Below are 11,663 nucleotides of genomic sequence, written 5' to 3'. Positions count from 1 at the left end.
CGCGGACACCACCGTCTGGGACTGCGCTGCCGAGGCCGCCGAACGTACGCTGGCCTCGATCAGTACGCGACCGCCCGTTATGGAGCCTTTGTGCCCGCACCTCGTCTCCGGACAGCCTTCGTCGCCGCCTGCCTGGTCCTCGCGGCGCCCCTCGGCGCCTGCGGAGACAAGCCCACCACCGCGCCCAGTGCACCCGCGGTGGCCACCTCCGCCGCGGACGCGGGCGGCATGGCAGCACTGACCACAGCGGCGAAGAAGGAGGGCTCGCTCAACACGATCGCGCTCCCGAGCGACTGGGCCAACTACGGCGCACTGATCGACGGCTTCGAGAAGAAGTACGGGATCAAGGTCATCGTGGAGAACCCGGAAGGTACCAGCCAGGACGAGATCAACGCCCTGAAGGAGCACAGGGGCGAAGGCCGCGCCCCCGATGTGATCGACGTGGGAGGCTCGTTCGCGCAGTCCGCGGCACGGCAGGGCCTGCTCGCTCCGTACGAGGTCGCCGCGTACGACGAGATCCCCAAGGAACAGAAGGACGACCGGGCCCGCTGGTACAACAACTACGGCGGTTACATCTCGATCGGCTGTGACGCCAAGCGCGTCAAGACCTGCCCCGCGACCTTCGCCGACCTGCGCAAGCCCGAGTACAAAGGCAAGGTCGCGCTCAACGGCAACCCCACCAAGTCCGGCTCCGCCTTCGCCGGGGTCTACGCGGCGGCCCTGGCGAACGGGGGTTCCTTCGACGACGTCCAGCCCGGCATCGACTTCTTCGCCGAGCTCAGCGAGAACGGCAACTTCATCCCGGTCGAATCCACTCCGGCCACGATCGCGAAGGGCCAGACCCCGATCAGCATCGACTGGGACTTCCTCAACCTCGGATACGCCGACGAATTCCGCGAGAATGGCACGGACGTCGACTGGCGGACCGCCATCCCCTTCGACGGCAGCTTCGCTCAGTACTACGCGAACGGGGTGAACAGAGACGCTCCGCACCCCGCGGCGGCACGTCTGTGGCAGGAGTACGTCTTCAGCCCGGAAGGCCAGAACATCCGGCTCGGCGCCTATGCACGCCCCGTCCTCATGGACGCCATGGAGAAGGACGGCACCCTCGACAAGGCCGCCGCGGAGAAACTGCCGACGGTCGAGGGCACGCCGACGTTTCCGACGGAGGCGCAGACGGAGAAGGCAAGAGAGACCGTCAACCGCGGCTGGGCCGAGGCTGTCTCGAGCTGAGGGCCAAGTGCGCTCCTGGCCAGTCGTGCACCCGCCCGCCCGGGCCCCCCACCGGCGGCCACGCCGGGCAGATGAGGAACGCGGCGCGCACCCGTTCATCCGTGTACTCCTAGCCTGCTTACGCGAGCGCCCGTGTCAGTTGTTCGCCGGGAACAGACGTGCCGAGGGCCTTCCGCAGGCCGGGAACTCGGGCAGCTCCGGCACTCGGGCCCGCCCGTCCAGCACGGCCCGCAGCACACCGCTGTCGAGGTAGTCGCGCCGACTTTGATCGAACGACTCTCGTCATCTGAGGTTCCGTCATGATCGAGCAGCCCAACTCTCCTGAGAGCGCCTTGAAAAGAGAGGACGTTGCCGCGAGACAGGTCGACTCGCCGGAATGCTGACGCAGCCGCTTCGATCCGGCTGCGCCGACAGGTCAGCAGGTCAGCAGGCACGAAGATCATGCTTTCGGGCGGGAGTGAACCCGCGGCCAGGCCCGCGTTGGTGTCACCCGGCCGCTTGGACGCTCAGGTCTCCGTGCCATACAAGACGGCCGGCAGAACGCCCCACCATGATCCGGTAGGCCCCGGGCTCGGTGCGCCAAGCCCGTGTCTCCTCGGACCAGTGCCGCAGCGCACGCGCCGGCACGTCCACCACGGTGGTGACCGAGGCACCGGGCTCCGCCTGTACGGCCGCGTAGCCGGCGAACCAGAGGTCCGGTCGCTCCACAGCGGAATCCGGGCGCGCCAGGTACACCTGCACCACCTCGCGACCCGGTCTCGCGCCTGTGTTGCGCAGCTGGACGCCGACGGTGAACGGAGTTCCTTCCGTTACGTGTGCCGGGGCACTCACCGCGCCGTACTCCCAGGTCGTGTACCCCTCGCCGTGCCCGAACCAGTAGGCGGGTTCGCACTCCGCTCGCGCCCACGCTCGGTAGCCGATGTGCAGACCCTCCTCGTAGTCGAGCCGGCCTTCGACCGGCTGTGAGCGGGTGACGGGTGCGTCCGGGAGCGAGGCTGCCCAGGTCGTCGGAAGCCGGCCGCCGGGCTCGACGAGTCCGAAGAGCACGTCGGCGAGACCGGACCCGGCCTCCTGTCCGGGGAACCAGGACAGCAGGACCGCACCCACCTCCTCGCGCCATGGGAGCTCCACCGGACCACCGCTGTTCACCACGGCGACCGTGCGCGGATTGACCGCTGCCACGGCGTGGACGAGTGCGGTCTGGTGTCCGCCCAGGGAGAGATCCGTGCGGTCACGCCCTTCGGTCTCGGTGTGCTCGGTGGTCCCCACCACCACGATCACCGCGTCCGCGTCCCGGGCCGCTTCCACCGCTTCGGCGAGCGCGGCCGCGGACTCCTGCTCCGGGGGTGCTGCCGCGACGATCACGGCCCGCCCGGTTCCGGGGACCAGTTCGCGCCGTGCCACCAGATGGACGGGCTGTTGCGTGCTGATCGTCGCCTGCGCGGTGTGGAGGGGCGGGGTCACATGGACGACGGCCGGGTCGTCGGTGGTGCACGGGAAAACGCCGTCCAAGACCGTCCGGTCGTCGATCGTGAGCGACATGCGGCCGAAGCCGGCGACGCCGAAGGTCCACTCCCCCGTTGCCTCCGCTCTGATCAGCGCGCTGACCTCCACGGTGCGGGTGCCGGGGACGACCGGAGGCTCCAGCTGCCTCCCTGACAGCCGGTGTTCCGCGTGCAGCTCGTCGCCGTCCGCGTCCAGGAGCCGCAGCAGCACTCCGGGCTGCCCCGATCTGGGGTTGCTGCACCGGTCGGGATCGAGCGGGGCCGGAGGCACACCCAGGGAAGGACCGGGCACGTGCACGACGCGGGCATGGCCGCGCAGTCGGGCACGGATGCCGTTGAGGGGCGTGACCGTGCCCGAGTCGAAGACGCCCGCGCTGCCACCGCCCTGCACCCGTGGGGAGGCCGCGTGCACACCGATGACCGCGACGGTCGTCAGGCCTGACGGGTCGAGCGGGAGCACGCCGCGGTTGTGCAGGAGTACGGATCCCGCGGCCACCGCGCGGCGCAACAGCTTCCGTGTGTCGCGTGAGCCGACCGCCGCTACGCGCCGGGGCCGGCGCGGCCCGACCGCCTGAAGGCGACCGGCGAGCCTCAGCAGGCGTCGCACCTTGTCGTCGATGACCTCCTCGGGGACGAGGCCGTCCTTCACCGCCCGGGCCAGTTCCGCTTCCCACGGTCCCTGCGGCCCGGGCATCGCCAGGTCGAGTCCGGCGAGCGCGGGGCCCGTCGTCGAACGAAGCGCGCCCCAGTCCGAGACGACGACCCCGTCGAAGCCCCAGGCGCCCTTGAGCGGCTCGGCGAGAAGACCGCTGGCGGTCATGGTCGCGCCGTTCACGCTGTTGTACCCGGCCATGACCAGCCACACGCCCGCCTCGACGGCCGCCTCGAACGGAGCGAGATAGACCTCCCTGAGGACCCGTTCGGAGACCCGTACGTCCACATGCATGCGTTCGGTCTCGGAGTCGTTGGCGACGTAGTGCTTGGCCGTGGCCGCCGCACCGGCCGTCTGGATGCCCCGGATCAGCGCCGCACCGGTACGGCCCGTCAGCTCCGGATCCTCCGAGTAGCACTCGAAGTGCCGTCCTCCCAGCGGAGTGCGGTGCAGGTTGAGCGTGGGGGCGAGGACGATGTCCACACCCTTGCGGACCGCTTCCGAGGCGAGCAGACTGCCCAGCTGCTCGGTCAGTTCCTCGTCCCACAGCGCGCCGATCGCGGACGCCGACGGCAGCAGCGCGGAGGTGCGCCGTTCGTCCCAGGCCTCTCCCCGCACGCCGGCGGGGCCGTCGGACATGACCATCTGGCGCAGCTCGACGGCCGACTCGTCGGCGGTCCGCCAGGTGGTGGCACCGCTCAGCAGCCGCACTTTCTGGGTCAGGTCGAGCTTTTCCAGCATCAGATCGATCACGTCGTCGGTCATTCCCACCCCAGTCACGTCAGCCGTCCCCCTGATTGGGAGAGCGCTCTCCCAGCTTTCGCCTGCGAGGGTCTGCACGTCAAGCCCCTTCTGATGAACCGTCACCAGCGCACGTGGAAGGCCCGGTCGCCCCGAGTGCGGGAGGAGTGACCGGGCCCGTGCGCACCTTCGGCAGGCCTAGGGGAGACGGTGGTCCGCGTTCAGCACGGTGCCGCGTTCGGGGCGGTACAGGTCGAAGCCCCGTGTGTCGCACTGCAGGCCGCCGACGATGCAGTGGTCGACCAAGGCCTTCAGGGTGCGCTCCTCCCACGCGTTGAAGAAGTCGTAGTGGAAGGAGTAGCCGCGGCCGCTGGCCAGGCGGACCTGGGACATGTCGCCGTTGACCGGCCATGCCATCTTGAACTCGATCATCGGCAGGGCGACCGGGTGGGAGGCCGGGCACATGTTGTCGTTGGTGCCGGGCTTGACCACCGGGTAGGCCATGTGGCTCTGGTGGTCGGGGGTGTCGAGATACAGGCCGTTCCAGCAGCTGGGGGCCTGCATGCGCAGGTTGAGCTGCACGTCGGGCCGGTTCGGACAGCTCGCCGGGATGTCGGTGTTGAAGAAGCTGTCACCGCATTCCCAGCCCTCGACGAAGCCCTTGTGGGCCCGGAACTCCTGGGCGCTCTGCATCGGGTTGCCGACGACGAACCGCAGTCCCTTGGGGAAGGGCCGGACGCTGCGGTAGTCGGTGACGCCCGCCTTGTAGTAGATGACCTGCGGGCCCACGGGCAGGATCTTCTGGTCGCCCTTGTACAGCGAGGGCATCCAGTACGCGGAGGCGTCCGCGGGCGCCTTGCAGGTGGTGTTGCCTCCGTAGAGCGAGGCGGTGGTGCTGGCGGCGTTGGTGGAGGTGTTGCCCATGAACGTGTGGTCATGGGACTTGCCGAACTGGCCCGGGTAGACGATCGGGTCGTCCGGCGCGGTGTGGGTGACGGAGCAGCCGGCCTGGAACTCGTGGTGGTAGGCGGGGGGCGGGGTGGCCGTGGACGGTGTGACACCGGTGACCTGGGGTACGGCCGGGATGTAGCCGTCTCCGTCGGGGTCGTCGCCCGAGGCCTGGGTGGACGCGGCCATGACGTGTCCGCTGTGGGCGCCGGCCGCGACGGCGGCGGGCGGGGTGGTGTTGTCCGTGTCCGCGGCGGAGGCCATCGTGGCGACGCCGAGGACGCTCGCGATGAGGGCGGTACCGAGGAGGAGTGCGGGGAGCCGTTTCGGACTCGATCTCATGGGGTTCTCCTGCCCATGGGGATGGTTTCGCGTGGACGCGAACACGCCACGCGACTGATGTGAGGGGTTCCCGTGCGGTGGTGCCGGGGTGGCGGGGCCGAGCGGCAGGCCCCGCTCCCCGTCCTGTGGGTCCGGCTCGTCAGCTGTAGACGCCGAACTCGTGGAGCGAGTAGCCCCAGCCGGTGCCACGCGCGGTGAGCTGGAGCCTGACGTACCGGGCGGTGGTGGCGGGCTCGATGGTGTCGATGTCGCCGTTGCCCGTGGTGGTGGTGTGGACGGTCCGCCAGGTCGTGCCGTTGTCGGAGACCTGGACCTCGTAGGCGCGGGCGTAGGCCGGGTCCCAGACGAGCTGCACGGTGCGGATGGGCTTGGACGCGCCGAGATCGACCTGGATCCACTGCGGGTCGCTCCAGTCGCTGGCCCAGCGGGTGGAGGCGTTGCCGTCGGTGGCGTTGGAGGCGGGGCAGGGGCAGTCGCCGTAGGAGGCCTGGGCGGAGGAGGCGGTGGTGGGCCTGTTCAGGGCGACGTTCGTTCCGGTGACGGGCGGGGCGACGACCTTGACGGACTTCGTCTCGATACCGGCGTTGCCGCGGCCGTCCTCGGCCTGGATGTAGACCTTCCACACGCCGAGCTTCTCGGGCGCGGTGACGGCGAAGGTGCCGTTGCCCAGGGAGCGGTACTGCGCGTCGACGAGGCGCTTGTCACCGTTGGCGTAGTTTCCGCTGAGGTAGATCTTGGGTGTGATCGGGTCGCCGTCGGGGTCGCGGATGTCGGCGCGGACCGTGAACTCACGTCCGGCCGGGGCCGCCGTGGGCGTGCTGACGGTCATGTCGGTGATGACCGGCGGGGTGTTGTCGCCCGCGGTGGAGCCGGCGTACGCCTTCTTCACCGCGTAGTACGACAGGCGCTTGAGGCCGTCCGGAAGGAGGTTGAACCAGACGCCGCCGAAGTCGTGCTCGAGGCCGTAGTGGAACATCGTCGCGCCAAGGGCAACGCCCCGGTGACCGGTGATGCACTCCCAGGCCTTGGTGTAGCCCTCGGCCTTCTGGACGTCGGTCGGCTCGTCGGGGATGCCGTTGACGTCGTCGGGGACCTCCCACTCACCGGCGTTCCCCGTCTCGGTGATGATGTACGGCTTGTTGTACCCGCCGTCGATCCAGTCCTGCCGCACACCGCAGATGTCGCCGTATGCGTTCATCGAGTACAGGTCGAGGTCGGGGGCGTTGCGCTTGTAGTACGGCCAGGCACCGGTCCACGCGTCCGTGGAGGTCACGGGGTGGTCGGGGTCGATGGAGTGGATCTTCTTGGCGACGTCGTTGACGAAGGTCGTGTACGCGTTGCGCTGGTTCTCCAGCTCGGTGCCGCTGTAGCAGTTCTGCAGGCCGAGGACGGACTCGTTGCCGACGTTCCACATGAGTGTCGCCGGGTGGGACTTGTAGGTGTCGACCCACTTGGCGAACTCGGTGAGCATGGTGCTCTTGTACGCCGTGTCGGTGACGTAGTTGACGCAGCCGCCGGAGCCGGGGCCGCCGCCGGGCTGGAGCCAGAAGCCGTTGACGACCTTGAGCCCGTGGGCGGCGGCGGCGTCGAGCAGGGGCTTGCTGGACGCGTCGGTCCCCCAGGTGCGGACGGTGTTGACGCCCATGGACCTCAGGTCCGGCATGTAGCGGGAGGCGTCGGCCATCGCCGGGCCCCAGGTGAGGCCCTTGACCGTGTACGGCTGGCCGCCGACGGTGAGTTGCCAGTTGCCCTGAGAGCCCGCCACGCGTACGGCGCCCTGCGGCGGGGTGGTGGTGCCGCTCTCGCCGTACACCTGGAACTCCCAGAGCGAGTAGCCGTAGCCGCTGGAGCGGACGAGGCCGTTCATGCGCACGTACCGGGCGGAACCGGAGATCGCGATGTCATCGGTGCCGCCGTCGCTGCCGATGACGGTCTTCGCCGTACGCCAGTCGGCTCCGTTGTCCGAGACCTGGATCTCGTAGTTCTTGCCGTACGCGCCCTCCCAGGTCAGGACGACGCGGCTCAGGTCCTTGGTCGCGCCGAGGTCGACCTGGAACCACTGGGCGTCGCTCCACTGGCTGGCCCAGCGGGTGCCGGTGAGGTTGCCGTCGACGGCGGCGGCGGCGGAGAAGGCCTCGCCCTCGGACGAGGAGGCGGTGGCCGTCCTGCCCTGGGACAGCAGGGACTCCGCGGCGCTCGCGGCGGGCGCGGTGGCGAGGGTGAAGGAAGAGGCGAGGAGCGCTCCGAGGGTGAGGGCTGCCGCCGCGCCGCGTGTGCGGCGGGCTGGTGCGGCCGTGGAGGGGGGATGCGACATTGCGACTCCTGGTGTCAATGGCGGTGACGTTCGACCAGCTCCTGGAAGGGGCTCACCCGCCGATGCCGCGCTCTCGGGACGGGCGGGCGTGACATGGACCTGTCACTTTGAGTGACGTGCCCGGGTAAGGACGTCCTGGCCGGTCGGTCGGTGCGGTAAGTGCCCCGGGCCGGGGCGCGGGGACTGTTCGCCCGGCCCGGGGAGTTGTGGTCGGTTCCGTGGCGTTACCGGAGACCGGCGGAGAAACGGGGGTGTGTCAGGGGAAGGAGACGACGGTCGAGGGCACGGTGGAGGTGCCGGCGGGGACGGTGGAGGCCCCGGTGTCGTTGATGACGTGGTTGTAGTGGCCCATGCCGCCGAGGGACACCACCAGGAGGCTGTGGAACTTCACGCCCGGCTTGACGGGTGCCTTGAAGCCGTGGTCCTGGACGATGGTCGGGTCCACGTTGTAGTTGCAGTAGCTGCCGAGTCCCCACGCCTCGTGGGTGTTCACCGAGTCGTCGACGCGGTAGGCGGCGTACCCCTTCGTCGTGCCGTTCTGGATGGCGGCCTGGTTGGGGGCGTCGTACGCCTTCTCGTTCTGGTAGAAGATCGTGCGGCCGCGCTCGCCGTACCACTCGACGTCGTACTTGTTGAAGTGCTCGACGAACAGGCCGGTGGCCAGCACGTCGTCGCCGTTGACCCGGACGCCGTAGTCGGCGCGGTTGGTCTCCCAGCCCCAGCCCTCGCCGTGGTCGGCGCGCCACACCCAGGTGTGGTCGACGATGGCGTCGTCGCTGTTGACGACCATGCTGGTGGTGGCCTTGCCCGCGCCGGCGCCGCCGATGCGGATGTACACGTCCTGGACGGTGGTGGGGTTGGCGGCGTGGTCGGCGGAGGCCCCCTGCTGACCGACCTCCAGCAGAGTCGGGGAGTTGACCGGACCGGCGTCGATGAGGAAGCCGGCGAGCTTGACTCCGTCGACGTCGGCGACCCTCATCGCGGTGACGCCGTTGTCCGGGATGATCGTCGCGAGGCCGAGGCCGAGCACGATGGTGTTGGCGCGGTTCACGTTGATGGTCTGGTCCACGTGGTAGACGCCGGGCGTGAACAGCAGGTGCAGGCCCTGGTCGAGCGCCTGGTTGATGGTGGCGGCGGTGGTGCCGGGCTTGACCACGTAGAACTGGTTCAGCGGGATGGACTCACCCTGGGGGGTGCCGTTCGCCCAGCTGGTGCCGCGGGCGTTGACGCGCTTGGCGGGCGCGAACACCTTGTACTCGTCGCCGTCGAGGTAGAGGTACGGCTTCTCGCGGGAGATCGGCGTCGTGTCGAGCGTGGTGTAGCGGGGCTCGGGGAACGCGTTGGCCGGTGCGCCCTGGACGCCCGAGAAGGTCTGGTTCCAGACGCTGTTGGACCAGCCGCCGATGGAGCTGTCCCGGGTGTACCACTGCTGCTGCGAGTAGTTGCCGATCTGGCCGTCGATCTTCGAGTCGGCGATGTAGCCGCCGCTGGCCCAGCCGTAGCCGTTCGGCGCGAGGTTGAGCCCGCCCTTGACGTGCATGCGGCGGAACGAGGACGCCTGCGAGACCGCCCACCGGTTGGTGCCGTTGACCGGGTTGAGGGTCAGACCCTCGGCGCCGCGCCAGAAGTTCTGGGTGGCATTGCCGTTGAACCAGCCCGCGTCGACGGTCACGTCACCGTTGATGGTGGTGTCGCCGGGACGCAGCCCGAGACCGGCGATCTGGGTGTAGAAGCCGATCTGCGCGTTGAGGTTGTCGTACGTACCGGGCTTGAAGAGGAAGGCGTGCCGCCCGGAGCCGAACTGGGCCGACTCCTGCTGCTGGAAGACCTGGTCCAGCTTGCTCTGGATGCCGGGCGTGGAGGGGTCGAAGACGTGCACGTTGGGGCCGAGGTCGCCACCGCCGGGGAGGGTCGGGCCGGTGGTGTCGGTGGAGCCGTAGACCTGGAACTCCCAGAGAGAGAAGCCGTATCCGGTAGCCCGGGTGAGGCCGTTCATACGGATGTAGCGGCCGGTTCCGGACAGGGTGACCTCGTCCGTGCCTCCGTCGCCGGCGCTGACGGCGGTGACGGTCCGCCAGTCGGTGCCGTTCTCGGACGCCTGGATCTGGTAGCTCTTGCCGTAGGCGCCTTCCCAGGTCAGGACGGCGCGGCTGAGCGTGGCGCTCTTGCCGAGGTCGACCTGGAGCCACTGGGCGTCCTGCCACGCGCTGGCCCAGCGGGTGCCGGTGAGGTTGCCGTCGAACGCGGCGCTCGCGGTGAAGGCGGGTCCCTCGGTGGAGGAGGCCGTGGCCGTCTTCCCCTGGGAGAGGAGGGTGGGGGCGGCCTGGGCCGTCGTGGCGGGGGCAAGGGCGAGCAGGCTGCCCGCCACGGCGGCGGCGACCGCCCCTGCGATGCCCTTACGGGCCGGAAGAGGACGGCGTCTGCGGGATGGTGCTGCGACGGGTATGCCGACAGGCATGAAGGGCTCCTTAACAAACCTGAAACGGGAGAGCGCTCTCCAGACCTTGGCGTGCTGCAGCCGGTGCGGTCAAGGCTCCGACCGACTTTTCTTTAGCCTTCTATTAAGTGGAAGACTGTATGTGGTCGATGGACTCGGCGGTGAGCAACGGATGCCCTGCGGCAGCGCAGTTGGCGTCGGGGCGGCCTGCGCCGGCGCGGCACTCGGCGGCGGCTTGCCGGGGAGGACCGGATGTCCCCGCGCAGGGCGTCGGCTCGGCTGCTTCGTGAGCGACACGGCACGCTAGGGTTCCGCGTATGAGCAGAATGGGCCCGACGCTGGAGGATGTCGCACGGCAGGCGGGTGTGTCGCGGGCGACGGTGTCCCGGGTCGTGAACGGGATCCGCAATGTGGACCCCGACATCCAGGAGCTGGTGCGCCATGCGATCGAGCAGACGGGGTACAGGCCCAACCGCGCTGCCAGATCGCTGGTCACCCAGCGGACGGAGACGGTCGCACTGATCATCTCCGGTGCGGGCGACGCCTTCGCCTCACGCGTCTTCGCCGACCCGTTCTTCGGCCGGGTGGTCAGCGGCGTGGTCGGCTATCTGCGGTCGCACGCGATGCATCCGGTACTCCTGGTGGCCGAGTCCGATGCCGCCAGGGAACAGGTCGTCGACTATCTGAGCCAGGGCACCGCGGATGGTGCTCTGGTGGTGTCCATCCAGGTCGCCGACCCCTTGCCGGAGATGCTGATCGCCGCCCGGATTCCCGTGGTGCTCTTCGCCCGCCCCGAACGTCCGCACACCGTCAGCCATGTCGACCTCGCGCACGCCGAAGGAGCCCGGCTGGCAGCCGAGCACCTTCTGGCCAGGGGATGCCGACGGATCGCAACGATCTCGGCCCCCCAGTCGATCCCGGCGGCCCGCGACCGTCTCGACGGTTTCCGCGAAGCGCTGGCCTCCGCTGGAGTGGTCGACGTTCCTGTTGCCGAAGGCAACTTCACGGTCGACAGCGGTGGGGCAGCCATGGCGGAACTGTTGAGTGACCATCCCGACCTCGACGGCGTCTTCGCCGCGAACGATCTGATGGCTCAGGGGGCGTGCCAGTTCCTGCGTGAGCAGGGCAAGCGGATCCCTCAGGATGTGGCTGTCATCGGCTTCGACGACTCGAGCGTGGCAGTGACCTGCAGACCCCCTCTGACCACGGTGCGCCAGCCGGTGGAGAAGATGGCCGGAGCGATGGCCCGACTCCTGTCGGAGCAGATTCAAGGGACGCGCAGCCAGCCCGCGTCGGTGCTTTTCGACGCCGAGCTGGTGGTGCGCGAGTCGGCCTGAGCGGCCGCGAACTACGTACGCCGGGCACCACGGGCCGCGCCGTGCGCACGTGCAGGGCTTCGGCCCGTCGGCCTGGGGACGGACGGGCCGGAGACGGGGACACCCGCAGGGCCGTTTGGTTCCGTGCCACGGAACCCGACCGGCCCTGGTAACC

Annotated in this window: 6 protein-coding genes; 2 read left to right on the top strand and 4 right to left on the bottom strand. The window is 69.5% G+C overall.

Going from position 1 to position 11,663, the window contains the following annotated elements; all coding sequences use genetic code 11:
• Nucleotides 1-90 precede the first annotated feature (90 nt).
• Nucleotides 91-1,233: an ABC transporter substrate-binding protein gene (locus ACZ3IJ_RS01380; protein ID WP_467465579.1), complete on the top strand. Its 1,143-nt coding sequence runs from the start codon at nt 91-93 to the stop codon at nt 1,231-1,233.
• A gap of 486 nt (nt 1,234-1,719) precedes the next feature.
• Here ACZ3IJ_RS01380 and ACZ3IJ_RS01375 read toward each other — a convergent pair whose 3' ends face one another.
• The 4 genes from ACZ3IJ_RS01375 to ACZ3IJ_RS01360 form a co-directional block, all read right to left on the bottom strand.
• Entirely contained in the window at nt 1,720-4,155 is a 2,436-nt protein-coding gene (locus ACZ3IJ_RS01375) for a glycoside hydrolase family 3 C-terminal domain-containing protein (protein WP_467465578.1), read from the bottom strand.
• Nucleotides 4,156-4,329: 174 nt separating this feature from the next.
• Nucleotides 4,330-5,421: a DUF1996 domain-containing protein gene (locus ACZ3IJ_RS01370; RefSeq protein WP_467465577.1), complete on the bottom strand. Its 1,092-nt coding sequence runs from the start codon at nt 5,419-5,421 to the stop codon at nt 4,330-4,332.
• A 139-nt stretch (nt 5,422-5,560) separates the two neighbouring features.
• Complete coding sequence (locus tag ACZ3IJ_RS01365) at nt 5,561-7,735, bottom strand: discoidin domain-containing protein (RefSeq protein ID WP_467465576.1); 2,175 nt, start codon at nt 7,733-7,735, stop codon at nt 5,561-5,563.
• Between the two features lie 256 nt (nt 7,736-7,991).
• Nucleotides 7,992-10,193: a discoidin domain-containing protein gene (locus ACZ3IJ_RS01360; RefSeq protein ID WP_467465575.1), complete on the bottom strand. Its 2,202-nt coding sequence runs from the start codon at nt 10,191-10,193 to the stop codon at nt 7,992-7,994.
• Between the two features lie 296 nt (nt 10,194-10,489).
• Here ACZ3IJ_RS01360 and ACZ3IJ_RS01355 point away from each other — a divergent pair, with 296 nt between their 5' ends.
• Nucleotides 10,490-11,509 (top strand): LacI family DNA-binding transcriptional regulator, encoded by a 1,020-nt coding sequence (locus ACZ3IJ_RS01355; protein WP_467465574.1) that lies wholly within the window; start codon nt 10,490-10,492, stop codon nt 11,507-11,509.
• The last annotated feature ends 154 nt before the right edge of the window (nt 11,510-11,663 follow it).

Source organism: Streptomyces sp. NPDC013317, from assembly GCF_055563155.1.
Note: the sequence above shows the minus strand (reverse complement) of the source record. Positions and strands in the feature narration are given on the sequence as shown.